The sequence below is a fragment of the Pukyongiella litopenaei genome (assembly GCF_003008555.2).
Taxonomy (GTDB): domain Bacteria; phylum Pseudomonadota; class Alphaproteobacteria; order Rhodobacterales; family Rhodobacteraceae; genus Pukyongiella; species Pukyongiella litopenaei.
Genome location: NZ_CP027665.1, coordinates 3,713,368 through 3,738,840 on the forward strand (window position 1 = coordinate 3,713,368; position 25,473 = coordinate 3,738,840).

Annotated in this window: 23 protein-coding genes; 16 read left to right on the plus strand and 7 right to left on the minus strand. The window is 67.0% G+C overall.

Annotated elements, in window-relative coordinates; translation table 11 throughout:
• Positions 1-3: 3 nt before the first annotated feature.
• Both gatA and gatC read right to left on the minus strand, forming a co-directional pair.
• Entirely contained in the window at positions 4-1,500 is a 1,497-nt protein-coding gene (gene gatA / locus C6Y53_RS18090; RefSeq protein ID WP_106473696.1) for an Asp-tRNA(Asn)/Glu-tRNA(Gln) amidotransferase subunit GatA, read from the minus strand.
• Between the two features lie 31 nt (positions 1,501-1,531).
• A complete protein-coding gene (gene gatC, locus C6Y53_RS18095) occupies positions 1,532-1,819 on the minus strand; it encodes an Asp-tRNA(Asn)/Glu-tRNA(Gln) amidotransferase subunit GatC (RefSeq protein WP_106473697.1) in 288 nt (95 codons plus the stop codon).
• 155 nt (positions 1,820-1,974) lie between these two features.
• Between gatC and C6Y53_RS18100 the strand changes: the two genes are divergently transcribed.
• The 3 genes from C6Y53_RS18100 (at position 1,975) to C6Y53_RS18110 (ending at position 3,653) form a co-directional block, all read left to right on the plus strand.
• Positions 1,975-2,667 carry a metal-dependent hydrolase gene (locus tag C6Y53_RS18100; protein ID WP_106474191.1) on the plus strand — a complete coding sequence of 231 codons (693 nt, stop codon included), beginning with the start codon at positions 1,975-1,977 and terminating at the stop codon, positions 2,665-2,667.
• Positions 2,668-2,759: 92 nt separating this feature from the next.
• A complete protein-coding gene (rpmG, locus tag C6Y53_RS18105) occupies positions 2,760-2,927 on the plus strand; it encodes a 50S ribosomal protein L33 (RefSeq protein WP_007814563.1) in 168 nt (55 codons plus the stop codon).
• 267 nt (positions 2,928-3,194) lie between these two features.
• The gene (locus C6Y53_RS18110; RefSeq protein ID WP_106473698.1) at positions 3,195-3,653 is read left to right on the plus strand and encodes a MerR family transcriptional regulator; all 459 of its coding nucleotides are present in this window, start codon (positions 3,195-3,197) and stop codon (positions 3,651-3,653) included.
• Between the two features lie 22 nt (positions 3,654-3,675).
• Here C6Y53_RS18110 and C6Y53_RS18115 read toward each other — a convergent pair whose 3' ends face one another.
• Complete coding sequence (locus C6Y53_RS18115; RefSeq protein WP_106473699.1) at positions 3,676-6,105, minus strand: heavy metal translocating P-type ATPase; 2,430 nt, start codon at positions 6,103-6,105, stop codon at positions 3,676-3,678.
• A 300-nt stretch (positions 6,106-6,405) separates the two neighbouring features.
• On the opposite strand from C6Y53_RS18115, the gene C6Y53_RS18120 reads away from it, so the two are divergent.
• The 9 genes from C6Y53_RS18120 to C6Y53_RS18160 all read left to right on the plus strand — a co-directional run bounded on the left by C6Y53_RS18120 (position 6,406) and on the right by C6Y53_RS18160 (position 15,602).
• Positions 6,406-7,779 carry an MFS transporter gene (locus C6Y53_RS18120; RefSeq protein WP_106473700.1) on the plus strand — a complete coding sequence of 458 codons (1,374 nt, stop codon included), beginning with the start codon at positions 6,406-6,408 and terminating at the stop codon, positions 7,777-7,779.
• A 1-nt stretch (position 7,780) separates the two neighbouring features.
• Positions 7,781-9,274 (plus strand): NAD(P)-binding domain-containing protein, encoded by a 1,494-nt coding sequence (locus C6Y53_RS18125; RefSeq protein ID WP_106473701.1) that lies wholly within the window; start codon positions 7,781-7,783, stop codon positions 9,272-9,274.
• Positions 9,271-9,768 (plus strand): hypothetical protein, encoded by a 498-nt coding sequence (locus C6Y53_RS18130; protein WP_244614883.1) that lies wholly within the window; start codon positions 9,271-9,273, stop codon positions 9,766-9,768. The genes C6Y53_RS18125 and C6Y53_RS18130 overlap by 4 nt, the downstream gene beginning before the upstream one ends.
• A complete protein-coding gene (locus C6Y53_RS18135; RefSeq protein ID WP_106473703.1) occupies positions 9,765-10,349 on the plus strand; it encodes a peroxidase-related enzyme in 585 nt (194 codons plus the stop codon). The genes C6Y53_RS18130 and C6Y53_RS18135 overlap by 4 nt, the downstream gene beginning before the upstream one ends.
• Positions 10,346-11,506, plus strand: coding sequence for an NAD/NADP-dependent octopine/nopaline dehydrogenase family protein (locus C6Y53_RS18140; protein WP_244614884.1), 1,161 nt, complete (start codon positions 10,346-10,348; stop codon positions 11,504-11,506). Before C6Y53_RS18135 ends, C6Y53_RS18140 begins: the two co-directional genes overlap by 4 nt.
• A 28-nt stretch (positions 11,507-11,534) precedes the next feature.
• Positions 11,535-12,641, plus strand: a complete 1,107-nt coding sequence (locus C6Y53_RS18145) for an ABC transporter substrate-binding protein (protein WP_106473705.1) — start codon at positions 11,535-11,537, stop codon at positions 12,639-12,641.
• A gap of 71 nt (positions 12,642-12,712) precedes the next feature.
• Positions 12,713-13,705, plus strand: a complete 993-nt coding sequence (locus tag C6Y53_RS18150; protein ID WP_244614885.1) for an ABC transporter permease — start codon at positions 12,713-12,715, stop codon at positions 13,703-13,705.
• Positions 13,702-14,487: an ABC transporter permease gene (locus C6Y53_RS18155; protein WP_106474192.1), complete on the plus strand. Its 786-nt coding sequence runs from the start codon at positions 13,702-13,704 to the stop codon at positions 14,485-14,487. The genes C6Y53_RS18150 and C6Y53_RS18155 overlap by 4 nt, the downstream gene beginning before the upstream one ends.
• A gap of 20 nt (positions 14,488-14,507) precedes the next feature.
• A complete protein-coding gene (locus tag C6Y53_RS18160; protein ID WP_244614886.1) occupies positions 14,508-15,602 on the plus strand; it encodes an ABC transporter ATP-binding protein in 1,095 nt (364 codons plus the stop codon).
• A 15-nt stretch (positions 15,603-15,617) separates the two neighbouring features.
• On the opposite strand, the gene C6Y53_RS18165 is transcribed toward C6Y53_RS18160, so the two are convergent.
• The 4 genes from C6Y53_RS18165 to C6Y53_RS18180 are packed head-to-tail and all read right to left on the minus strand — an operon-like array spanning position 15,618 to position 19,382.
• The gene (locus C6Y53_RS18165) at positions 15,618-16,397 is read right to left on the minus strand and encodes a heme ABC transporter ATP-binding protein (protein ID WP_106473707.1); all 780 of its coding nucleotides are present in this window, start codon (positions 16,395-16,397) and stop codon (positions 15,618-15,620) included.
• A gap of 4 nt (positions 16,398-16,401) precedes the next feature.
• The gene (locus C6Y53_RS18170; RefSeq protein WP_244614887.1) at positions 16,402-17,469 is read right to left on the minus strand and encodes a FecCD family ABC transporter permease; all 1,068 of its coding nucleotides are present in this window, start codon (positions 17,467-17,469) and stop codon (positions 16,402-16,404) included.
• A gap of 3 nt (positions 17,470-17,472) precedes the next feature.
• Positions 17,473-18,330: a heme/hemin ABC transporter substrate-binding protein gene (locus C6Y53_RS18175; protein WP_106473708.1), complete on the minus strand. Its 858-nt coding sequence runs from the start codon at positions 18,328-18,330 to the stop codon at positions 17,473-17,475.
• A complete protein-coding gene (locus C6Y53_RS18180) occupies positions 18,327-19,382 on the minus strand; it encodes a hemin-degrading factor (RefSeq protein ID WP_106473709.1) in 1,056 nt (351 codons plus the stop codon). Before C6Y53_RS18180 ends, C6Y53_RS18175 begins: the two co-directional genes overlap by 4 nt.
• Positions 19,383-19,802: 420 nt before the next feature.
• On the opposite strand from C6Y53_RS18180, the gene C6Y53_RS18185 reads away from it, so the two are divergent.
• The 4 genes from C6Y53_RS18185 to C6Y53_RS18200 all read left to right on the plus strand — a co-directional run bounded on the left by C6Y53_RS18185 (position 19,803) and on the right by C6Y53_RS18200 (position 25,472).
• Positions 19,803-21,830 (plus strand): TonB-dependent receptor, encoded by a 2,028-nt coding sequence (locus C6Y53_RS18185; RefSeq protein ID WP_106473710.1) that lies wholly within the window; start codon positions 19,803-19,805, stop codon positions 21,828-21,830.
• A 239-nt stretch (positions 21,831-22,069) separates the two neighbouring features.
• Positions 22,070-23,995: a TonB-dependent receptor domain-containing protein gene (locus C6Y53_RS18190; protein ID WP_106473711.1), complete on the plus strand. Its 1,926-nt coding sequence runs from the start codon at positions 22,070-22,072 to the stop codon at positions 23,993-23,995.
• A gap of 58 nt (positions 23,996-24,053) precedes the next feature.
• A complete protein-coding gene (locus tag C6Y53_RS18195; protein WP_106473712.1) occupies positions 24,054-25,091 on the plus strand; it encodes a MotA/TolQ/ExbB proton channel family protein in 1,038 nt (345 codons plus the stop codon).
• A 3-nt stretch (positions 25,092-25,094) separates the two neighbouring features.
• The gene (locus C6Y53_RS18200) at positions 25,095-25,472 is read left to right on the plus strand and encodes an ExbD/TolR family protein (protein WP_106473713.1); all 378 of its coding nucleotides are present in this window, start codon (positions 25,095-25,097) and stop codon (positions 25,470-25,472) included.
• Position 25,473: the final 1 nt, after the last annotated feature.

Sequence of the window (25,473 nt, forward strand, 5' to 3'; positions counted from 1 at the left end):
GCGTCAGCCCTGCCACCAGTTGCCCGGCCGGGCGTCGAACCCGGCGGCGTGTTCCAGTGCAAAGGCGGCGTTGAGCAGGTCGCCTTCCTCCCACGGTTTGCCGATCAGCTGCAGGCCCAGCGGCAACCCCTGCCGGTCCAGCCCCGCGGGCACCGCCACGCCGGGAAGCCCGGCGAGGTTCACGGTCACGGTGAACACGTCGTTGAGATACATCGCCACCGGGTCGGCATCGGTCATCTCGCCCAGCCCGAAAGCCGCCGACGGCGTGGCCGGGGTCAGGATCGCGTCCACACCCTGCGCGAACACCTCCTCGAAATCGCGCTTGATCAGCGTGCGGACTCGGCGGGCGCGGTTGTAATAGGCGTCGTAGAACCCCGCCGACAGCACATAGGTGCCGATCATCACCCGGCGCTGCACCTCGTGGCCGAACCCCTCGGCGCGGGTCTTCTCGTACATCTCGGTGATGCCGTCGCCCTGTGCCAGCCGGGCCCGGTGGCCATAGCGCACCCCGTCATAGCGCGCGAGGTTCGACGAGGCCTCGGCCGGGGCGATCACATAATAGGCCGGCAGCGCGTATTTCGTGTGCGGCAGCGAGATATCGACGATCTCGGCGCCGGCATCCTGCATCATCTCGCGGCCGCGCGCCCACAGCGCCTCGATCTCGTCGGGCATGCCGTCCATGCGGTATTCGCGCGGGATGCCGATTTTTCTGCCGCGGATATCGCCGGTCAGCGCCGCCTCGAAATCGGGCACGGGTAGGTCGGCGCTGGTCGAATCCCGAGGGTCGTGCCCGGCCATCGCGCCCAGCATGATTGCCGCGTCGCGCACGGATTTCGTCATCGGCCCGGCCTGGTCCAGCGAGGATGCAAAGGCCACGATCCCCCAGCGCGAACACCGCCCGTAGGTCGGCTTGATCCCCACCGTGCCGGTAAAGGCCGCGGGCTGGCGGATCGAGCCGCCGGTATCGGTGCCGGTCGCGGCCAGACACAGATCGGCGGCGACCGCCGAAGCCGAGCCGCCCGACGAGCCGCCCGGCGTCAGCGGCGTGTCGTCATTGCCGCGCCGCCACGGGTTCACCGCGTTGCCATAGGCCGAGGTCTCGTTCGACGATCCCATCGCGAACTCGTCCATGTTCAGCTTGCCGAGCATCACGGCCCCCGCGTCGGCGAGGTTCTGCGACACGGTCGATTCGTATTCCGGCCGGAACCCTTCGAGAATGCGGCTGGCGGCCTGGGACGGCACGCCGCGCGTGCAGAACAGGTCTTTGATGCCGATCGGCAGGCCGCACATGGCGGGGGTCTCACCGGACCCTTTCAGGCGCGCATCGGCGGCGGCGGCGCGTTCCAGCGCGATCTCGGGCGTCTTGTGCGCAAACGCGTTCAGCGCGCCGGCGGTCTCGATGGCGGCCAGGCAGGCCTCGGTCAGTTCGCGCGATGTGGTTTCACCCTTGCGGAGCGCGTCGCGGGCCTCGGCCAGCCCCAGTCGGTTCAGTTCGGTCATGTCAGTCGTCTTTCCTGGGCGGGGCGGCGGGTCACTCGACCACCTTGGGGACGGCGAAGAACCCTTCGCGGGCATCCGGCGCGTTGGACAGCACCTTCTCCGGCTGGTTGCCGTCATTCACAACGTCGGCGCGGCGCTTGAGCCGCTGCGGGGTCACGCTGGTCATCGGCTCGACGCCGTCGATATCGACCTCGTTGAGCTGTTCGATAAAGCCGAGGATGGTGTTGAATTCCTCCGCCAGTGCCGGCAGCGCGTCCTGCTCGACCCGGATCCGGGCCAGTTTCGCCACCTTGGCGGCGGTGCTAGTGTCGATCGACATGAAAACCTCTCGTCGGTGTCTCTGACGGCTGTCACGGGCATTTACCTCCGCGCCGGTCGCCCCGCAAGCCTGAGCTGGAAAACCGCCCCGTTCGAGGTGGCAATTCGCCCCCCCGGTGCTAGGGTCGTCGGGCATGGACAGAAGAGGAGATGACCATGAACATCGTCTGGCTGGGTCACGGCAGTTTCCGCATCGAAACCGCGGGGCAGGTGCTGCTGATCGACCCCTGGCTGACCGGCAACCCGCTGCTGCCCGAGGACCGGCACGCCGAGGCCGTCGAGGGGGCGACCCATATCCTGCTGACCCATGCGCATTTCGACCATGTGATCGACGTGCTGCCGCTGGCGCGGAAACTGGGCGTGCCGGTGGCGGGGCAATATGACCTGATGGGGCTCTGGTCGGAAACCGAAGGCATCGAAACCGTCGGCTTCAACAAGGGCGGCACCATCGATCTGGGCGGCGTGGCGGTGAGCATGGTGCCAGCCTCGCACAGTTCGACCTTCTCGACGCCCGAGGGGCTGCGCACCGGCGGGTCCGAGGTGGGCTACATGCTGCGTGCCGAGGGGCGCACGGTCTATGCGTCGGGGGATACCGACATCATGGCGGACATGGCATGGATGGGCGAATATTACGCGCCGGACGTGGGTATCCTGTCGGCGGGCGGCCATTTCACCATGGACATGAAGGCCGCGGCCTGGGCGGCGAAGAAGTATTTCAACTTCTCGACCGTGATCCCCGGTCACTACCGAACCTTCCCGATCCTCGAACAATCGGCGCAGGTGCTGGCGGACGGCCTGCCGGGGGTCGATGTGATCGAACCGCAGGTGCTCGAGGCGATCCGGCTCTAGAATTGCTGTTGACTCGGGCCAACGCACGGGTAAAAGGCGGGCTTCAGTGATTTCACGGGTGGCGTATGCCGCCCGCGCGACGGAGAAGACGAATGGCGAAGCCGACCACCATCAAGATCCGCCTGAATTCGACCGCGGGCACCGGCCACTTCTATGTGACCAAGAAAAACGCGCGCACCATGACCGAAAAGATGGTCGTGCGGAAATACGATCCCGTTGTCCGCAAGCATGTCGAATACAAGGAAGGCAAGATCAAGTGATCTGGGCCCCGGATCCCAGAGATCAGAAGGCCGCGCCCAGCGCGGCCTTTTTCTTTGCCGATCGCGCTTCGGCTACCCGACCGGCAACCCTCCGGCATCACGCCGCCGCTGCATGAGCGGACGCGCCGGCGGGCCGGGGCCGTGTCCATGACATCAAGGCCTGATTTGGGGTCGGTGTCGTCGGGGCGCGTCGGTGCGCGTCGATCACCGGTTGAGACGGGGCGGCGCGATACCTAGGTAGACCCTGCCGCAGCGGGAGTATGTGCCATGAACCTGTCCATCGGGGAGTTGTCCCGGCGATCCGAGATCAAGGTGCCGACGATCCGGTATTACGAAAAGATCGGGCTGATCCCCGAAGTGCCGCGCAATGCGGGCAACCAGCGCCGATACGGAGCCGTCGATCTGGACCGCCTGAAATTCATCCGCCATGCCCGCGATCTGGGCTTCGATCTCGACAGCATTCGCGACCTGCTGGAGATGTCGGAGCGGCCACTGCAATCCTGTCACGCCGCCGACAGTATCGCCCGGACCCATCTCGAGGCGATCCGGGCCAGGATCCACCAGCTGACGCTGTTGCAGCACGAGCTGGAACGCATGGTCTCCGAATGCCGGCAGGGTCGCGTCTGCGATTGCCGGGTGATCGAGGTGCTGGCCAATCACGCGGAATGCACGACCGATCATGGCCGTGTGGCCCCGGCCCGGCCCGGTGACGGCCCCGCCGGCTGATCGCGCGGCGGGGCAGCGTGGTTCAGTCGCCGCGCCGGCCCAGGAAACCGAGAAGCCGCATCGCGTTCAGGGTCACCAGCACCGTCGCGCCGGTATCGGCCAGCACCGCCATCCACAGGCCCGACAGGCCGGTCACCGTGGTGACGAGGAACACCGCCTTCAGACCCAGCGCGATGACCACGTTCTGGCGCACGTTTCTCATCGTAGCGCGGGACAGGCCGATCATGCGGGCGACATCGCCGATCACGTTGCGCATCAGCGCGGCATCGGCGGCCTCCATCGCGACATCGGTCCCGGAGCCGATGGCAACGCCGACGGTGGCCTCGGCCAGGGCAGGGGCGTCGTTCACGCCATCGCCGACCATGATGACCGTTTCCGCGCGGGCCAGTTCGCGGACGCGCCCCGCCTTTTCCTCGGGCAGCATTTCCGCGACCGCTTCGATGCCCAGGTCACCGGCTATGGCGCTGGCGGTGCGGGCATTGTCACCGGTCATCATCAGCGCCGAGACACCGGCGGCCTTGAGATCGGCGAGACCCGCGCGGGCATCCTGGCGGGGCTCGTCGCGCAGGGCGATCAGGCCCGCAACCGCGCCGTCGGCGACAACGACCGCAACTGTCTTGCCCTCACGCTCGAGCGCCCCGATCCGGCCTGACAGGTCGTCCGCCAGCGGCGCGTGATCGGCGGCAAAGCGCGGCGCGCCGATGAACACGGCACGCCCCGCGACCCGCCCCGCCATGCCCTTGCCGGGCACGATATGCACGCTGTCACCGGCAGGGGCGGCGATCCCGCGCGTCTCGGCGGCGGCGGTGATCGCATTGGCCAGAGGGTGCGAGGATTCGCGTTCGATAGCGGTCGCGAGCGCCAGCAGCGCGGCGTCGTCCCCGTCCACGGCGACGATGTCGGTCACGACCGGTCGGCCTTCGGTCAGCGTGCCGGTCTTGTCGAACACCACCCGGCCGGTCCGGGCGATGTTCTCGACCACCGCGCCGCCCTTGATCAGGATGCCGTGCCGCGCACCCGCCGACAGGCTGGAGGCAATGGCCGCAGGCACCGAGATCACCAGCGCACAGGGGCAGCCGATCAGCAGCAGAGCCAGCCCGCGATAGATCCATGTCTCCCATGTGCCGAGGCCGGTCAGCGGTGGCACGATCACCACGGCGAGCGCGATCAGCAGGACGACCGGCATGTAGATCCGGGAAAACCGCTCGATGAACCGTTCGGTGGGCGCGCGGGCATCCTGCGCGTTCTCGACCAGGGCGATGATGCGGGCGATGGTGTTGTCTTCGGGGGCGCGGCTGACGCGTATGCGTAGCGTGGCGTCATGGTTGACCGTTCCCGCGAACACGGCGTCGCCCGCGGATTTCGTCACCGGCACGCTTTCGCCGGTCACTGGGGATTCATCGACGCTGGAGATCCCGTCGACGATCTCGCCATCCGCCGCGATCCGGTCGCCGGGACGCGCGACGACGACCTGGCCGATCCGCAGGCTGTCGGCCGGGATCTGCCGGATCGTCCCGTCATCGTCGACGCGCGCATCGCGCGGCAGCAGCCGGCCCAGCGCCTTGATGCCCGACCGCGCCTTTTCGGCTGCCAGACCCTCGAGCAGTTCACCGATCATGAACAGGACGACGACCGCCAGCGCCTCGAGCTGTTCGCCGATCAGGATGGCGCCGATCGCGGCGATGGTCATCAGCATCTGGATGGTGAAAACCGCGCCGAGCCGGGCCGCGGCAAGGGCGCGCCGGGCAATCGGGAAGATCGCGAACAGGGCGATGGCGGTAAAGACATGGGCCTCGAACGCCGGTGCGATCCTCGTCAGCGCAAGACCGGCGGCACATAGGGCGAGGCTGGCCAGCAGGTGCAGGCCGCGCGGCTTGCGCCACCACGGATTGTCTTGCGCGCCGGGTGTCCGGGCGCCCGGCGTTTCATCGGAAACATGCGTCGCGGTAAAGCCGAGCTGGCCGACGATCCGTTCGATCTCGTCAATGGGGGTGCGGTCCTGATCCAGATCCATGGTCAGAATCTCGCGGGCAATGGACACGTCCGGATTGGCCACGCCGGGCAGCGGTGCCAGTGCCGAGGTGATGGTGGACGCGCAGCTCGCGCAATCCATGCCGTCGATGCGGAACATCTGGGTGTGCTGGCCCGGTTCGGCGATGCGGCGCCGGGGCCGTTCCGCGTGATCGGGCCCGCGCGGCCCCGGATCATTGGCGGCATCCGGCAGGCGCGTCGCGGTATAGCCAAGGGTTTTCAATGTGTTCTCGATGGTTCTTTGTCCGGCCAAGTCGTCACTGGCGGTCAGTGTCATGCGTTCGCGCGCGACCGAAACCTCGACATCGCCCACGCCGGTCATGCCCGAAAGAGCGGTCTTGATCGTGGCCGCGCAGCTTGCGCAATCCATGCCTTCGACCCGAAAGGTCAGGTTGGCGGGGTGTTTGGCGGTTTGGGACATTCTGGCACCAATGGTTTCCTGATTCGAATGCAGGCTACGCCCTCTAGCGACTATAGCTTCAAGAGAAATGTTCGACATCGCATCGGAAGCTCGCATCATCGGCGCGTAGCAGACCGGTTCCAAGCCACCATCTGGCCGCCGGTCTTGCCGACAGGTTCCGGCACGCCCTATCCTGTGATCGAATGATGACCGTTTGGTGCATGAAATCAGTGGTGAAATCGCGGAAAAAAGCGTCCAGCCTGCGGGCCTCGACGATGCCCGGCCTGCTGCCGCGCCCGGTCCTGCAAGGATGATCCCGGCATGATTCAGCCGCTACGCAACATCACCTTCCGCTGGCTCTTTGCAGCGCAGGTTCTGTCGCTGCTGGGTGTCGGGCTGATGACGGCGGCGCTTTCGCTAGGCGCCTGGCGGATCGGCGGGGCCGAAACGGCGGGACCGATGCTGGGGCTGATCTTTGCGCTCAAGATGATCGCCTATGTGGGGCTCGCGCCGCTGGCCGAGGCCGCGCTGGCGCGGGTGCCGCGGCGCCGGGCGCTGATCGGGCTCGATCTGGCCCGGCTGCTGCTGCTGCTGCCGATGGCCCTTGTCGAGGGTTGGGGGGTGATCGCGGCGCTGACCTTCGTTTTCTTTGCCGCCTCGGCCGCGTTCACGCCGATGTTTCAGGCCCTGATCCCGGCGATACTGCCGGAGAAATCCGACTATGCGCAGGCGCTGGCGCTGTCGCGGCTGGCCTATACGCTGGAAACGCTGCTGTCGCCGGTTCTGGTCGGTGTGGCGCTGGTGCTGATTTCCTCGCAATTCCTGTTCACGCTGGCGGCGCTCTGTTTCATCGGCTCGGTGGCCGCGCTGGTCCGGGCGCGCATCGCCGATCAGGTGCAGACCGGATCGCGTGGCCGGTTCTGGGCGCGCGCCACGCGCGGTCTGCATATCTACGCCCGGACGCCGCGCCTGCGCGGGCTGTTCCTGATGAATGCGGGCCTGTCGCTGGCGATGGCCTGGATCCTGGTCAACAGCGTTGTCTATGCCGGTGCCCGGCTTGGCGATGCCGAGGCCTATTTCCCATGGCTGATGGGCGGGCTGGGCGTCGGGTCCGCGCTGATGGCCCCGCTGGTGCCGCTGTTGCTGCGGCGGTTCAGTGAACGCAGCCTCATCGCGGCCGGCGGGCTGGGGTTCGCGCTGCTGACGCCGGTGATCCTGCTGGCGCCGCCCGTGGGCGGGCTGGTGCTGCTCTGGGCCGGGTTCGGCGCCGCCTCGACGCTGGTGCTGACGCCCGGCGGGCTGGTCCTGACACGATCGGCGGCCGAGGCCGACCGGCCGGCGGTGTTCGCGGCGCAGTTTTCACTATCCCATGCCGGCTGGCTGCTGGCCTATCCGCTGGCCGGGTGGCTGGGCGCCGCGCTGGATCCGGCCATCGCCCTGGTGGTGCTGGGCGCGGGCTGCGCGGTCGTGGTGATCGCCGGGCTGCGGGCCTGGCCCGCCGACGACCCGGCCGAGCGCGTGCACGCCCATCCGGACCTGCCGTCCGATCACCCGCATCTGGCGGGGGATCTGGCGGGGGATCATGCCCCGACCGGCGGGTCCGTGCATAAACATGAGTTTCATGTTGACGAATTGCATCCGTCTTGGGACATGGAACCCCTCGACGCAGATGGAACATCGCGAAGGAAAGCCTGAGATGCCAGACGAGACGTCCGCCATGCCGATCGACGGGGCCGGCCTGCCCGCGCTGGAGGCCCGCCTTCGCGAGGATCTGGACTATCTGTGCTGGCCGGGAAAGCCCTGGGTTCCCGAACGCCGCAAGGGTGACGAGCCGGTCGCGGATGTGGTGATCGTCGGCGGCGGCATGTGCGGTCTGGTGACGTGGCTGGCGCTGCGGACCGCCGGGATCGAGCGCATCCGCGTGATCGACCGCAGCCCCGAGGGCCGGGAAGGGCCGTGGGTGACCTATGCCCGGATGCGCACGCTGCGGTCTCCGAAACAGCTGACCGGGCCGGCATATGGCCATGGCGCGCTGACCTTTCAGGCGTGGTTCCGGGCACAGTTCGGCACCGCGGCATGGGAGGAACTGGACAAGATCCCGCGGCCGATGTGGATGGATTACCTGCGCTGGTATCGCAAGGCCCTGGGCGTGCCGGTTGAAAACGGCGTATCGCTCGACCGGGTCGACCCCGAGGGCGACCTGCTGCGGCTGCACCTGAGCGGCGCGCCCGAGGCCTCGGTCCTGACCCGCAAGCTGATCATGGCGACCGGGCGCGACGGCACCGGCGTGCCGAACATTCCCGGCTTCATGGACGGGGTGTCGCGGCGGTTCTGGGCGCACAGCTCCGATGACATCGATTTCGACGCGCTGAGGGGGCGGCGGGTCGCGGTGGTGGGCGTGGGCGCATCGGCCGTGGACAACGCCGCCGAGGCGCTGGAGCGTGGCGCCGCCGAGGTGCGCCACCTGATCCGCCGGGCGGAAATGCCGACGATCAACAAGATGATGGGGATCGGCAGTTTCGGTTTCGTCGCCGGCTATTGCGATCTCTCCGACGAATGGCGCTGGCGGTTCATGAACTATTCCTTCGTGACCCAGACCCCGTCGCCGCGCGGCTCGACGCTGCGGGTCTCGCAACATGACAATGCCCATTTCCATTTCGACTGCCCGGTGACGCGGGTCGAGGAGAGCGGCGACGGCCTGCGGCTGTCACTGGGCAAGGACAAGGTGCTGGACACCGATTTCCTGATCCTCGGCACCGGCTTTGCCACCGATCCGATGGCGCGGACCGAGTTCGGCGCGGCGGCCGGCGATATCGCGCTGTGGCAGGATGTCTATGCCCCGCCCGAGGGCGAAGAAAACCGCGAACTGGCCCTGTTTCCCTATCTCAACGGCGATTTCAGTTTCCGCGAGAAGGTGCCCGGAACCGCCCCCTGGCTGGAAAACGTCTATTGCTTCAATTTCGGGGCGACGGCGAGTTTGGGAAAGGTGTCGGGCGATATTCCCGGCGTGTCCGATGGGGCGCAATGGCTGGCGACCGCGCTGTCGGCCAAGCTCTACGAGGAAGATATCGCGGCCCACTGGCAGGGGCTGCAGGACTATGCAACGCCTGAATTGCTGGGCGACGAATGGACCGCGTCGGCGGTGCCCGAACCGGTGGCGGCAGCCGCTGGCAAGGGGGCGGTCGCATGAGCCGGGACGGGATCGCGAGGACTACGCTGACCGAGATGTCCTGTGTCGCGCCCGGTGATCGTCTGGCGGCGGTGATGGCGGGCCGCGCCAACGTGATCGAGATGACCCGCGCCGCTGAGGACGCGGTGTTGTGCCCGCGGGAAACCGGCGGCTGGTCGCATGACCTGCGCGCGGCGCTGGCCGCCCGGATCGCGCGGCAGAACGGGTTGAGCGATCTCGGGACGCGGTATTCGGCGATGATCGGCGATGCCGCCATTGCCGATCTGGCCGACCCCGGCAAGGACGGTGCCGCGCAGGGGTTGGGGGCGGTCTGCGCCTTCATGGACGGTGTTTCGGTCTGTCCGCGCGACGTGACCGCCGCCGATCTGGCGGGGTTGCAGGCGGCAGGCATATCGGATGCCGATATCGTCCGGCTCTGCGAAATCAGCGCCTTCATGGCCTACCAGGCCCGGGTCATCGCCGGGCTGAAGCTGATGCAGGAGACGGTGGCATGAGCGATGTGATCGGCAAGTTCACCCGCAACGTGCCCGACTGGCGGCCTCGGGTTGCGCCGGTCAGGCTGGACGAGGCGACCCCGGCGCAGCTCGACGCGTTGCAGGTCACGCCGTCGAACACGAAAGTGTCGGACTATGTCCTGACGCTGGCCCATGATGTCGAAACGCTGAAGGTGCGGTCGCCGCTCTTCAACGCGATCATGTATGACAGCGGCGGCATGAGCCGCGCCGAGCGCGAACTGAGCGCGCTGGCGGCCTCGATGGTCAACCGCTGCATCTATTGCGCCGCCGTCCATGCCGCGCGCCACGCGCAGCTGGCAAAGGACACCACCGTCACCGACGAACTGTTCGCCAAGGGGGAGGACGCCGACCTGTCGCCGCGCGACCGGGCGATTTTCGATCTCGCCTTTGCGCTGGCGAAAACCCCGTCCGAGGCAACACCGGAGCAGATGCAGGCGCTGCGCGACGCGGGGCTGGACGATGCCGAGATCTTCGATCTGATCCTGTCCTCGGCGCTGTTCGGCTGGGCCAACCGGCTGATGCATATCCTCGGCGATCCGGTCAGAAAGGGGTCGGCATGACCATGGGCACCGATACCGGCGCGCCGATCCGCGTGGGCATCGCCGGGGCCGGGTCGGTCGCCTTTGGCAGTGCGGCGCTGCTGAAACAGAACGGCCACGACCCGATGCTGTGGTCGCCTTCGGGCGCGGGCACCGCCGGGTTGGGCGAGGGGCGCGTGCTGACCGCCGACGGTGCCGTCGGGATCGCCTTTGCGCCGGCGGTGGCGGCATCGGCCCGGGCGCTGGCCGAAGACAATGACGTGATCCTGATCGCGGTGCCGGGCTACGGGCACAGGGCGGTGATGGATGCGCTGGTGCCGCATCTGCGGGCGGGCCAGCCGGTGATCATGTCCTCCCATGCCTCGTTCGGGGCGCTCTACCTGGCCGAACGGCTTGCCGCGCGGGGGATCGTCGCACCGATCACCGCATGGGGCACCACCGCCGTGACCGGCCGGCGCACCGGCCCGGACCGGGTGCAGGTCAACACGGTGCGCGCGCAGGTCGATCTGTGCACCTTGCCCGAGGCGGACACCGCGGCCGGGCTGGCGCTGTGCACGGCCCTGTTCGGCGACCGGTTCGTGATGCGCGACGGGCTGCTGGCGATCACGTTGTCCAACCTGAACCCGCAGAACCACATGGGTATCGCGCTGGCGAACATGACCCGGATGGAACATGGCGAAACCTGGGGGCAGGGGGCGAACGTGACCCCCAATGTCGGGCGGCTGCTCGAGGCGCTGGACGCCGAGCGGCTGGCCATCGCCGCCGAACTGGGCCTGACGGTCCGCACCATATTCGAACATTTTCACCTGTCGTTCCATGTTCCGGTGGCCTCGATCAGCGACATGAACCGGCAGATACACCGCGAGGGGCGCGGCGGCACCGGCCCGGCAAGCGCCGACAGCCGCTATGTGACCGAAGACGTGCCCTTCGGGTTGGCCGTGACCGCGGCGCTCGGCCGGCTGGTCGGCCGGCCGGCGCTGCTGCACGAGGCTGGCGTGCAGATCTTTTCGGCCATGTACGGGCGCGACTTCGCCGCCGAAAACGACCTGCTGCCCGCGATCGGGCTCGACCGCATGAGCCTAGAAGACCTGCGTGATGCGCTGCGCGCGGGACGGCTGCCGTCCCTGCCGGATGCGGGCGCGGAGAACCGGACCGCCGCGACGAACGCGGTGCAATGATAACCAGAACCCAACGGGAGATACCGAAATGACCAAGCTCATCTACAATCGCCGCAAGTTCCTGGGAACCGCGGCCATGACCGGGGCGGCGCTGGCATCGCCCGCCTATCTGCGCCGCGCCCACGCCGCGGGCGGCGAGGTGAACATCTGGACCTACAACAATTTCGTGCCCGAGGATTTCAAGAAACAGTTCGAGGACGAAACCGGGATCAAGGTCAACATCCGCCTGGTCGACGACCAGGGCAAGCAGTTCAACCTGCTGGTGGCCGAGGCCACGAACCCGACCGTCGATATCGTCACCGTCGCGGGGCACCGGTTCCTGCAATTCATCGACAGCGAATTGCTGGCGCCGCTGGATACCGGGCGGCTGGCCAACTGGGGCAACATCAACCCGGTCTTCTCGGAAAGCGACTGGTCCACGATCAAGGACAGCAAATGGGGCGCGCCGATCCTGTCGGGCATGGAGGTGCTGGCCTACAACACCGACCTGGTGTCGCCGGACGAGGCACGGACCTGGGACACCCTGTTCTCGGACAAATATGCTGGTCAGACCGCCTATGTGCTGCAGGACATGCTGTCGATCGTGATGCTCAAGATGGGGTATGACGGCAACATGGTCGCCTATCTCGACAACCCCGACGAAGCCGCCCGCATCGTGGGCGAGGCCCGCGATTTCCTGATCTCGAACAAATCCAAGGTGCGCAAGTATTATGACGGCGGCGCCGAGGTGCAGCAGATGTTCGTGAACCAGGACATCGCGCTGGCCTGCGCCTGGAACGGCCCGATCGCGGCGCTGATGAGCGATGGCTTCCCGGTCGGCATGTCGATCCCGCAGGAAGGCAGCTATGGCTTTGTCTATACCTACAACATCGTCAACAACGCTCCCAATGCGGACAATGCCTATACGTTCCTGGACGCGATCCTGGGCTCGGGTGAGATCGGAGCCGAGATGTCGCGCGCGTCGGGCTTCATCTCGACCTACAAGGACGCGGCGCAGCATCTCACCGATGCCGAGCGCGCCGCCACCAGCTTCCCCGAGGAAGAGCTTGCGAACATGCAGTTCTTCCGCGCCGAGGCCAACGAGATGAAATACAAGCTCGTCGATCCGGCGGTCGAGGAAATCAAGGCGGCCTGACCGGCCGGCGCCAGCGGGCTGTCCCGGTTCCGGTCGGGGCCGGGGCGGCCCGCCGTTGTGGAGAATTCTGGATGTCTGGCACCATGGGGACAGGGACCGGCAAGGTCGCGGCGGCCACCGTCGCGGATGGCGGGCGCCGCAGCTTCTGGGGCGCGGTGACCGCGTCGCCGGCCTATGATACGATGGTCGATGTGCTGATCGCGTCCCCGCGCCGCCAGTTCGTCATGCTGCTGATGCTGCCGCTGGTCTGGGTGCTGCTGCTGCATCTGGGGCCGATGCTGCAAATGCTCTATGTCAGCGTGCTCGACGCCTATCCGGCGACGGCGGGGCGCGAACCGCACCTGACGCTGGACAATTACGGCCGCTTCTTTCGCGAAGCGATTTTCGTGATGCCGTTCATGCGAACGCTGGTGTTCTCGGCGGTGCTGACCCTGGTGACCCTGGTGCTGACCTATCCGGTCGCCTATTTCCTGGCCCGCCATGTGAAACGGGACAACCAGCTGGTGTTCCTGCTGCTACTGCTGATCCCGTTCTGGGTCGGCGAGATCGTGCGCACCTTTGCGATCATGATCCTGCTGGGCAACAACGGCGCGATCAACCTGGTGCTGAAGACGCTGGGGCTGATCGATCGCCCGGTGCCGTTCATGTATACCGGGTTCTCGGTGTCGGTCGGGATCATCTACCTGACCGCGCTCTACATGCTGTTGCCGCTCTATTCGGCGCTGGAAAAACTGCCGGCCAGCTATACCGAGGCGGCGGCGGATCTGGGCGCGGGCGCCTGGACGCGGTTCCGGCGGGTCACCCTGCCGCTGACGCTGGAAGGCATCACCTCGGGCTGCACGCTGGTGTTCCTGATCTCGACCGGGGTCTACGCGGTGCCGGTGCTGCTGGGCGGGCCCAGCTCGACCGTGTTCGCGGAAACCATCGCCGGGTTCTTTCACGCGGCGGGCGATGAATGGCCGACCGGCGCGGCCTTTGCCTGCCTGATGTTCGTCGCGGCGCTGGCGATTACCGCGGTGTTCAACCGGGTGATGGGACATCTGCAGAAATGGGGGCGAAAATGAGCCGCAGCAGCCGCCTGATCCTGTCGCTCATCTACTGGGCGTTCGTCGTCTATGTCTTCGTGCCGCTGATCCTCATGGTGATGATGGGGTTCAAGGATTCGAAGTTCATCGGCTTTCCGATCAAGTCCTGGACGCTGGACTGGTATCTGTCGGTGTTCAGGGATGCCGAGACCATCAACGCGTTCTTCTATTCGCTGGCCATCGCCTTCGGGTCGACCGCGATCTCGCTCTTCGTGGGCACCTGGATCGCGGTGCTGCTGGTGGGGCGCAGCTTTCCGGGGCGGGGGCTGATCTTCGGGCTGGCAATCCTGCCGGCGCTGATCCCGGGCATCATCTCGGCGATCGCGTTCCGTATCTATGCGCAGCTCTGGGGCGTCGAGCCGGGCATGGGCGCCATCATCTGGGCCCATGCCGTGCATAACGTGCCGTTCGTGATGCTGGTGGTGTCGGCCCGGCTCGGCACCCTGCCGCAGAGCCATATCGACGCCGCGCGCGACCTCGGCGCGGACCCGGTCGTCGCCTTCTTCCGCGTGACCATCCCCTATCTGCGGCCGGCCATGATCGGGGCAGGGGTATTCTGCCTGCTGATCAGCTTCGACGATTTCGTCCGGTCGTTCTTTCTCGGCGGGTATGAACCGACGCTGCCGGTGCTGATCTTTGCCAAGCTGCGGTCGGGCATGTCGCCCGAGATCAACGCGATCTCGAGCGTGGTGCTGCTGATCACCGCCGTGCTGGGCATATGGGCCGAACGGTCGATGCGCAGGTTGAACAAGGGCTCATGACAATGAAGGACATGACGCAGATGAGCGACGCAATGACCGACGAGATCGTGAAGATCGACGGCGTGTCCAAACGGTTCGGCGACACGGTTGCCCTGCACAGGCTGGACATGTCGATCCGGGCGGGCGAATTCGTCACCTTCCTGGGTCCGTCGGGCTGCGGCAAGTCGACGACGCTGCGTATCCTGGGCGGGTTCGAAACGCCGACCACCGGCCGGGTGATCCTGAACGGCCGCGACGTGACCGCCGAGCCGCCGAACAGGCGCCGGGTCAACATGGTGTTTCAGGATTACGCGCTGTTTCCGCACATGACCGTGCGCCGCAACATCGCCTTCGGTCTGGAACTCAAGGGCCTGACGCGGCCGCAGATCGCCGCGCGGTCGGACGACCTGATGGGGTTCCTGGAACTTGCACCGCTGGCCGACCGGCTGCCCGACCAGCTCTCCGGCGGGCAGCGGCAGCGGGTGGCGCTGGCGCGGGCGCTGGCCCCGGATCCCGATCTGCTGCTGCTCGACGAACCGCTGGGCGCGCTCGATGCCAAGCTGCGCGGCCAGGTGCAGGCCGAACTGAAATCTATACAGCGCCGCACCTCGAAGACCTTCTTCTTTGTCACCCACGACCAGGACGAGGCGCTGACTATGTCCGACCGGATCGTGGTGATGAGCAAGGGCCGGGTGGAGCAGGTGGGCACGCCCGAGGATCTCTATTTCCATCCGGCATCGCGGTTCGTGGCCGATTTCATCGGCGAAACCAACCTGATCGTAGGCCGGGTCGCTTCCGTGCGCGGTGACGAGGTGGCGCTGGACTGGAACGGCCAGCGGCTGATCGGCTGCGCGCCGCGCGACGGTGCCCCGGTCGAGGGCGGGACCGTCGCCGCATCGGTCAGACTGGAGAAGCTGATGCTGTCCGAAACCAGGCCGGACCTGCCCAACGTGGTCCCGGTGCGGATCGTCTCGAAAGTGTTCAAGGGCAGCCGGACCGAGGTCGGCGTCCGCGTCGATGGCGGTGACGAAACCCCGCTGCGGGCCTATGTGGACACCGCGCTGGGTCATGCGCTGGGGGACGGGCAGATCTGGGCGGGCTGGTCCGCCGACGCGATGGCGGTGCTGCGCGACTGAACCGGACCCCCGCCCTCAGGCAATTGCGGCGGTCGCAACCTGCGGCAGGACATAGGCGCAATCCCGCGGCGCGCGGCTGACCCGCAATTCGCACCCGTAGGCATGGCTGAGCCGGTCGTCGGTAAAGACCTCGGCGGGCGGGGCCTGCAACACCAGCCGTCCGCCGCGGAACAACGCAACGCTGTCGGCGACCATCGCCGTGAGGTTCAGGTCGTGCATGACGGCGACCACGCCGCCGCCACGGCGGGCGAAATCGCGCAGGATTTCCATCACCTGCAACTGGTGCCCGATGTCGAGGCTCGACACCGGTTCGTCCAGCAACAACCAGCGCGGAGTGCCGTTGCCGACCGGATCCCAGACCTGCGACAGCACGCGGGCCAGTTGAACACGCTGCTGTTCGCCGCCCGACAATTCCTGGTAATAGCGGGCCTCGAACCCGGCCAGGCCGACATGGCGCAGGGCAAGGCGCGCGATCCGGTTGGCGTCGGTCGCCTGCGCCGCGCCGAGGCGGACGACTTCGATCACCGTAAAGGGAAAGGCCAGCGGGGTCGCCTGCGGCAGCACCGCCCGCATCCGGGCCAGATCCGAAAGCGGCGTGGTGGCGATGTCCCGGCCATTGAGCGTGATCCGCCCGGTGCCGCTGAGGTCGCCCGACAGCATCTTCAGCAATGTCGTCTTGCCTGCCCCCGACGGGCCGACTACGGCGGTGACCTCGCCGGGCCGGGCGGTGAAATCCACGCCCTGCAACACGGTCTTGCCACGGTTGTGATAGGCGATGGCGTTGGCGCTCAGCATCTGGTCACAGATCCACGATGCCGCGCTGGCGCAGCAGGATGAACAGGAAGAACGGCCCGCCGATGACGGCGGTGACGATCCCGATCGGCAGTTCGGCGGGGGCAATGACGGTGCGGCTGAACAGGTCCGCCAGCAGCAGCAGAACCGCACCGAGAAGCGCCGCGTTGGGCAGCAGCATCCGGTGGTCCGGACCCGAGATCAGCCGGATCAGGTGCGGCACCACGATGCCGATGAACCCGATCCCGCCGCTGACGGCCACGGCGGCGCCGGTGGCGGCGGCGACGACCAGCACGGCGGCCTGTTTCAGCCGTTGCACCGGGATGCCCATATGCCCCGCCGCGGCCTCTCCGAGCGACAGGCCGTTCAGCCCGTGCCCCAGCAGCGGCGCGGCCAGAAGCGGCAGCAGGATCATCGGCGCGGCAAGCGAAAGCCTGCCCCAGGTGGCCCCGGCGAGCGATCCGAGGTTCCAGAAGGTGAAATCGCGCAGTTGCGCATCGTCGGCCATGTAGACCAGCAGTCCGGTCAGCGCCATCGCCAGTGCCGTCAGCGCGATGCCCGCCAGCAGCATCGTGGCGACCGAGGTGCGCCCCTGCCGCGTCGCGATGCGGAACAGCAGCAGCGTGGCGCCCCAGGCGCCGGCAAAGGCCGCCGCCGGCACCAGCCACACCCCCAGCAGCGCCGCGACGGGCAGGGCGCCGCCCAGCACGATGGCACTGACCGCGCCCAGGCTGGCGCCCGCGCTGACCCCGACGATGCCGGGATCGGCCAGCGGATTGCGGAACAGCCCCTGCAACACCGCCCCCGACACGGCGAGCGCCGCGCCGACGAGGATGCCCAGCAGAACGCGGGGCAGGCGGATGTCCCACAGGACCACGCGGTCGCGCATGGCCACCTCGTTGCCGGCCGCAATCGTCAGCAGCGCATCCTGCAGCGAGGTTCCGGTCGCCCCGACCGACAGCCCCAGCAGCGCCACCGCCAGCAACGACACCAGCAGGCCCGCCATCAGCACCCGTGCCCGGTGGCTGCGGTCGCCCGGAACGGCGGGGCAGTCGGATGCGGCGAGATCGGCCACCGGTCAGCTTCCGATCCGGTCCAGTTTCTCGGACAGTTCGGTGATCGCCTGCCCGGTGCGCACCGAGAACCCCAGCAACAGCATCCCGTCCATGCGCAGGATCGCGCCGGATCGCGCCGCCGGTGTCGCGGCGATGGCGGGAATGGCGAACAGATCCTTGTCGGAGATATGGCGCGTGCCACTGGCATCCATCATCAGGATCACGTCGGGCGCGGCGGTCAGGATCGCTTCGTCGGTCAGCAGCTTGTAGCCCGCGAAACCGTCGACCGCGTTCTCGGCACCGGTCAGGGTCAGGATGCCATCCGCCGCGGTGTTTTCGCCACCGGCCAGGACGCGCCCGCCCTGAAGGGCCAGCACGAACAGCACCTTCTTGCCGCCCAGATCGGTTTCGGCCACGGCGGTGTCGATCGCGGCGGCGACCTCGCCGGCCAGTTTCGCGCCGTCCTCGGGCACGCCGAGCGCATCGGCCACGGCGGTGATCTTGGCCAGCACCGCGGCGCGGTCAAAGCCCATGGGGACGGTCGCAACCGGTATCTGGGTCTCGTTCAGCAATTCGAGCACTTCGGGCGGTCCGGCGCCGTCCTCGGCCAGAATGAGATCGGGATTGACCGACAGCACGCCTTCGGCGGACAGGCGGCGGACATAGCCGATATCGGGCAGGGCCAGCGCCTCGGGCGGGTGGTTGGATGTCGTGTCGCGCGCCACGAGCCGGTCCTGCTGTCCCAGCGCATAGACGATTTCGGTGACCGAACCGCCGACCGACACGATCCGCTGCGCGGGATCGGCGGGCAGGGGGGCCGCCGCCATCAGCGCGGCAACCGCCGCGGCGGTGATCCGGGCCAGGCCGTGGCGGCGGATCATACGGTTTCCTCCTGCGCCAGCCCGTCGAGCGCGAACACGGTTTCGTTCCAGCGCGCCGCCGCGTCCTGATCGGCCAAGACGCCAAAGAGCTGCACGATCAGCATGCCGTCCTTGTCAAATGCCTCGACCGATATCGCATCGCCGCGCCGGGTCGCCTTGGTCACCTGCCAGACCTCGGCGATGTGATCCGCGCGCAGGTGGAGGTTGAACCCCGGATCCAGCACGTTGAGCCATGGCCCCATCGGCTTGAGCGTCGAGATCGGACCGGTGTGGATCTCGATACATCCCATGTTGCCCACGAACGCCATGATCGGCAGCGCGGTTGCCGCCGCCCGTTCCAGCAGGGTGGCGACAGAGGTCGTCGCCAGCGGCCGGACATAGGGCGCGCCCGCGATCCGGTAGGCCCCCAGCCGGTTCATCTTGAGCTTGCGCACCATCTGGAGGAACTGGTGCGTATCGGTGATGTTGTCCCATTCGGCGCGCAGGCGGTCCGCCTTGTCCGGGTCGGCTCTGGCCGGCTCGACCGGCCGCCGGTCGGACACGGACAGCGTTTCGGCGCGGTCGCAGACGGCCAGTTCCTCGATCAGGCCATCCCATTCCTCGACCACCGAACTGTCGCGCAGGAACACTTTGTGAACCGCGTCTCCGGCCGCGTCGAAGAACTGCAGCGACTGGCGGACCCCACCATCCTTGAGCGGTTTTTCCACGGCAAAGCCATAGGCGAAATGGCGCGGAAACAGCCGCAGGTCAATTTCACCGTTCACGATCAGCGCGGCATGGGGGCCGCCCCGGTAATCGTCATAGACGCCGATCTTTTCGATCACGCAGCTGTCGTTGCGCGTCAGCGCCATCACTTCGCCAAGGCGGTTGATCGCGGGCATCACCCGGTCGGGATCGGCCGAGATCGGGGTCACGCCATGCCCGATATGGGCGGCCAGGAGCTGGGCTTCGGTGATGCCGATCCTGTCGGCCAGGTCGCGTTCGCGCAGATCGGGATCGGCAACACGGGCGGCGCGGATGTCAGCGGGGGACGGTATATCCTTGATGGGCAAGGGATTCTCCTTCAGCTTGAGGGCGGAACGGTTGGGCGCACCCTGACGGCGCGACGCGGTTCCTGTGGCCTGATTTCCGAATCGGAATTACCGACAAAAATACTCAGCTACAAGATTTCTTTGCGGCGGGGGCAGAATTACCGGGTGCCGCTTGTCTTGCTGAGACGATGATTTCGACGACCAAAACCGTGTCGTTTCTGCACGGTTTCGGGCAACCGGACGCAGAGCCGCGCAATATTCCTAGTAAACAAGTCAGATTTGCAATAGGGACGGCCTGCCACGATTCCGGTCGCATCGCCGCCGCCGGGATCCCAGCCAATACACCCAGCTTTCCGCCAGGTTCCGAACAGGTTCACCGCCAACGGGCGAGGGACGCCACCACGACAGGGCCAGGACGCCCCAACTCGGACAGGAAAAAAGATGAATTCCCGATCAACACTTCTGGCGCCGGCATCGGCCGCCCTGCTGCAAGCCGTGCTGGGCGCGTCGCCGCTGGCCGCGCAGGCCAGCGATACCTCGATCGTTCCGCTGAACGAGATCAACGTGACCGGCTCGGGCCTGCCGACCGAGGTGCTGAACAGCCCGTCATCGGTGACCGTGGTCAACAACGAGGAAATCAGCCGCGTTCCGCCCAGTTCGGTGGCGCAGCTGCTGCGCGATGTGCCCGGCGTGCGCGTGACAGAATCCGGCATCGAACGGCTGCGCATCCGGGGCGAAAGCTCGCAGCGTGTCGCCATCATGATCGACGGTCAGCGCATATCGGATCACACCACCTATGGCACCCCGATCCTGATTTCCCCCACCGAGATCGAGCGGATCGAGGTCGTGCGCGGCCCGTCTTCGGTGGTATCGGGGAACCGGGCCATCGGCGGGGTGGTGAACATCATCACCAAGCGCGGCGCCGACACGCCGGTCGAGGTCACCGCCAGCGCCGGATACCTGGGCGCCAATGACGGCTATCGCGCCTCTGCCAGCATCGCCGGGACGGTCGAGAACTTCGATTACCGCCTGTCCTATTCGCAATCGGATCTCGGCGACCGGGAAACCCCGAACGGGCCGCTGGTGCCCTCGGGCAGCGAGGACCGGGACATCAATGCCTTTCTCGGCTACCGCTTCGGCAACCACTATATCGGCGCGCGGGCGCAGGACTACGATCTCTCCGCCGATGTCTATACCGGCGACCCGGCCTTTGATATCTCGCTGCCGAAACGCGATCTGCGCAAATACAGCCTGTTCTACGAAGGCGAGAACCTGACGCCGTGGATGTCGCTGCTCAAGCTCGACGCCTATACCCAGACCATCGACCGACAATTCCGCAACGACATCACCTTTCCTGCCGGGCCGTTCAGCATGAACGTGCTGTCCATGTCGGATGACGAACAGACGACGCGCGGGATCAAGGCGGTGGCCAACCTGGAGTTTGCCGCCGGTCACCGCACGGTCGTGGGTCTGGAATACGAAGACGACAACCTGCAGACCCGCAAGAACACGACCACTTCGATGATGCCCGCCTTTGGTCCGCAGTCGGTGTCGACGAGCTTTGCGGACGCTTCGATCGAGACCAGCAGCCTCTTTGCCCAGCACGAGGCAACCTTCGGGCGGCTGACCGGGACCGTGGGTGTCCGCTATTACAACGTTTCCAGCAATCTCGGCAGCTACAGCCAGAACGGGGTCGCCCAGCCGGGGCAGAGCAACAGCGACGACCGCTGGCTGGGCTCGGCCGGGCTGGTCTATCGTCTGACCGACGACGCCGTGCTGCGCGCGAATATCTCGCAGGGCTATACCTATCCGTCGCTCAGCCAGCTTTTCCTGACCTCGACCGGCGGGGGCGGCACCCTGATCGGCAACCCGAACCTGAAACCGGAAACGGCGACCAATTACGAACTGGGCGCGCGGATCGACCGCGGCAGCATCGTTCTCGATGCGGCGCTGTTCTACACCCGGTCCAAGGATTACATCACCGCCATCGGCACTGGCATTCCGCGGCAATCCATCTACCAGAACGTCAACAGCGTCGACAGCTGGGGGATGGAACTGGCCGCCGAGTTCGATCCCGGCTGGCAGAACGGCATCCGGCCCTACCTGTCGGTGGCCAATGTGAACCGTGAATTCACCTATGCCAACGGGTTCACGACCCGCGACAGCGGCACGCCGGACTGGACCGGGGTCGCGGGGCTGCGCGCCGACTGGACCGCCGGTGGCGTCGGCGGCACCTGGGATCTGTTCGTGCGCTCGGAGAGCCGGGCGACCGAGCGCAACGATGCCGGGGTCGTGGTCGAAGAGACCGGCGGCTGGGGCACGCTGAACCTGCGCGGCAGCGTGGATCTGACCGACTATGCCGGCCTGACATTCGAACTGGGCAACCTGTTCGACAAATCCTATCGGCCGATCGACCAGATCGAAGGGCCGGGCCGGTATCTGAGCGTGTTCCTGACCACGCGGTTCTGATCTGTCCGGCCGCACCGGCAAGATCCCGACAGCGCGTGCCCGAACGGCGCGCGCTGTTCTTTGTCGGAGAACCGCCCCGGTGAGGCCTGCGGCGACCGCCGAATGGTCGCAGCAGCGCCGCGGCCGATTAGTTGACAAAATTTCTTTGGATTAATATCAGCCCCCCGACGGACAAGAGCCAGCCAGTGCTTCAGCCAACTCGGACCGGACTGACATGAACGATAATTTCCGAGGGGCACATGAGGAAAACTGCAACGGGATACCTGTTGGCATCCGTCGCCGCGATCGCGGCATATCCGGCACTGGCCGACGACGAATCGGTTCTGGACCCGATCAACGTCGAAGCTGAAAAAGATAAACCCGGCGATGTGGAGATCGGCGAACGGCAGCTCGAAGAACTGCAACCGGCCACGCTGGGTCAGGTGTTCGACGGCCAGACCGCTGTCACGGGCTCCAATGCGCTGCCATCGGCGCAGAAGGTGTTCGTGCACGGGATCGAGGAATCCCAGCTGAACGTCACCATTGACGGCGCCCGGACGAACAAGGGCGCGTTCCACCATGCCGGCAACGTGCTGATCGATCCGTTCCTGCTGCGCTCGGTCACGGTGACGCCGGGTGTCGCAACCGCCGATGCGGGGCCGCAGGCGCTGGCCGGGGCGATCCGCTACGAGACGCTGGATGCGCGCGACCTGCTGGCCACCGGCCAGGATTTCGGGGCGCGGTTCCGCCTGAACTATGCCGACAATGGCGACACCTTCTATGGCAGCAGCACCTTCTACGGGCGCAGCGGCGGGTTCGAATACCTGCTGAGCTATTCGGGCGCCCAGGGCGATGATTACGAGGACGGCGACGGCAGTGTCGTGCAGGGCAGCGCGGCGGCGCTCGATTCCTATGTCGCCAAGGCCGCCTATACCACGGCCACCGGCAAACGGTTCGAGTTTTCGGCCGATTACACGGTTGACGAAGGCCTGCGCCAGTACCGCCCCAATTTCGGCGGTATCGTCGGAACGCCCACGGTGCTGGACACGGTCAAGATCGACCGGACCGGCTATGTGCTGTCCTATGTGGATGAAAGCCCCGAAGGCTGGCTGACCCCCGAAGTCACGCTGGCCTGGGGTGAACAGGGGTTCGAGAACTTCGAACGCTCGGGCACGATGACCACGTTCAACGGCAAGTTCCAGAACCGGTTCCTGCTGGGCAACGGCGCCCTGGTCGCCGGGATCGATTTCTTTGACGACAAGGCCGAAGGCGGCGATTTCGGCAACCAGCACGCCGAGAAGCTGCGCAATATCGGCCTGTTTGCCCAGGCCGACCAGTCGCTGACCGACGCGCTGACGCTCTCTTACGGCGGGCGCTACGACTACCAGTGGTTCACCGGCTCGGACGGATCGAAATTCGACGCGGGCGGGCTCAGCGGAAATGTGTCGCTGGATTACGCGCTGGCCAGCGGGCTGACGCTGACGGCGGGTCTGTCCAGCGTGTTCGGCGGCTATGCGCTGGGTGAGGCGGCCGTGATCAATGCCCATGGCACCACCTGGACCTATGGCGGCATGGAAACCTCGCGGTCGAACAACGCCCGCGTGGGCATGAGCTATGTCTCGGGCGGCTTCGATGTCGGCGCGGCGCTGTTCTATACCGAGATCGACGGCGCGCAGGTGCTGAACAGCTCTGACCGCAGCATGGCGGTGGATATCGAATCCCGGGGCGTCGATGCCACCATCGGCTATACCTACGGCCGGGGGGCGATCCGGCTGAACTATACCTATGCCGATGTGACCCAGGACGGCAGCACGCCGGGCACCACCAACGACTATCTCAGCACCCCGGTCGGGCATCTGTTCGGGCTGCAGGCCGTGCATCAGCTCAGCGACGAATGGCGCGTGGGCGGCACCGCCGAGATCGCGCTGGAGAACGACGATACCGTCGGACTCATCGGCGGGCGCGGCACAAAGATGTACGAACTGCCGGGCTATGAGGCGGTCAACCTGTTTGCCGTCTACGAGCCGAAATCGGTCAGCAACCTGTCGATCCGGGGCGAGATCCGCAACCTGTTCGACCAGACCTACCAGAAGCGGACCGCGAACGGGGCTGGGCAGAACGATCTGATCGTTCCGCTCAACGAACCGGGCCGGACCTTCGTGCTGAGCGCGACCTTCCTCTTCTGATCCTTCGTGCGGCCCGGTCCCGCGCCGGGCCGCATGACACCAACAGTCGGAGCCAGACATGACGACGCCAACCACGTTCCGCCACGTTCTGATCGGCTGGAGTGCCGCCGCGCTGCTGGCGGTGATCCCGGCACCCGCGCCGGCGCAGCAATCCGCCGTGCCGTCGCTCGACGCGCAGGCCCCGGCGGCGCCCGCGCTGCCTGATACCGAAACCGCAGGCGGCGCCGGTTTGAGTGACACGCCCGCACCCGATGCCGCGCCTGACGCCACCCCGGCCGGGGCAGGCGCCGACCCCGTTGATGCGGGCGCCGGGGAGGCGCCGCCGCCCGAGATTTCCTTGACAGAGCCCTATTTCGACATGGTTCGTGACCGCCTGCCCGAGCGCTTCCATGACGAGGCCGACTGGGCGCAGAGCGCCGCCGACAAATCGGGGCGGTTCCTCCGCGATGGCGGCCCGACCATCTGGGCGATCGCGGCCCTTTCGGTGATCACCGTCGCCATCATCCTGTGGAAGATCTGGCGCCTGGCGCTGGTCGGGGCCTGGTCCAAGGGGCGCGCGCGCAAGGCCGTCGATATCTACGCGGCAGGGCAACCCGCAGCGGCGGCTGATATCGTCGAGGGGCGCCGGGGCGTGCGGTCCCGCGTGGTGCGCGCCGCGATTGCCGCACGCGCCGACAAGCCCGCCGAACTGGCCCGCGAGGAAACCGCCCGTGTCGCGAGGCATGAACTGGCCGAGGCCGCGACCGGCCTGCGGGCGCTCGAACTGATCGCCACGATCGCGCCGCTGCTGGGCCTGCTGGGCACCGTGCTGGGCATGATCGCCGCCTTCCAGGCGCTGCAGGAAAGCGGCAGCCGCGCCGATCCCTCGATGCTGGCCGGCGGTATCTGGGAGGCGCTGCTGACAACGGCGGCGGGCATGGCGGTGGCGATCCCGGCCAGCGCGGGGCTGACCTGGTTCGAATCGGTGATCGACCGCATGCGCCGGGATATCGAGGATGCGGTGACGCGGATTTTCGTGTCGGACACCCGAACCACGCCCGATGACGACGGGGCTGATTACGGGGCCGATCCCGCCGCGCCTCTGGCCGCCGAGTGACCGATGATCTCGCTTGCGCAGCCCCGCAAATCCCGCCGGCCCAGCCTGACGCCGATGATCGACGTGGTGTTCCTTCTGCTCGTGTTTTTCATGCTCGCGTCGCGTTTCGGGATGGATCAGGTGCTGCCGCTGCCGCTGGCCGGGGGCGGCGGCACCTATGACGGCCCGCCCCGGCTGATCGACATCGCGCCGCAGGGGCTGCGTCTCAACGGCAGCGAAATCGCGGAGGCGGCGCTGCCGGATGCACTGGCGCCGCTGATGACGACACCGTCCGACGTGTTGATCCTGCGCGGGCGCGACGGGGCCGACGTGCAGCGGATCGTTTCCGTCGCCGACATCCTGACGGCCGCCGGGTTCCGGTCGATCGTTCTGGTGGAGTGAG